The organism is Chryseobacterium sp. CH21, assembly GCF_004119445.1.
Lineage (GTDB): Bacteria > Bacteroidota > Bacteroidia > Flavobacteriales > Weeksellaceae > Chryseobacterium.
The window spans coordinates 1-277 of record NZ_QICI01000119.1; the positions used below are offsets into that span (position 1 = coordinate 1).

Consider the following 277-nt stretch of genomic DNA (forward strand, 5'->3'; position numbering starts at 1 on the left):
AAAAAGTGGATTATGTTATCAAAAATAACGATGAACCCATCTTCATTATCGAATGTAAACATTGGAAAGAAAGTGCAGATGCTCACAATTCGCAACTTCACAGGTATTATCATGTTTCGAAAACGAGATTTGGAAGTTGTCCCTGAATACATTTGCGACATTGGAACGAAAAAAGGTGAAAAAGTGGATTATGTTATCAAAAATAACGATGAACCCATCTTCATTATCGAATGTAAACATTGGAAAGAAAGTGCAGATGCTCACAATTCGCAACTTC

1 pseudogene is annotated in these 277 nt (G+C 34.7%); it reads left to right on the plus strand.

What is annotated here, in order from left to right:
- Nucleotides 1–132: 132 nt before the first annotated feature.
- Nucleotides 133–277, plus strand: a pseudogene (locus BOQ62_RS23750) (restriction endonuclease); the annotation flags it as partial.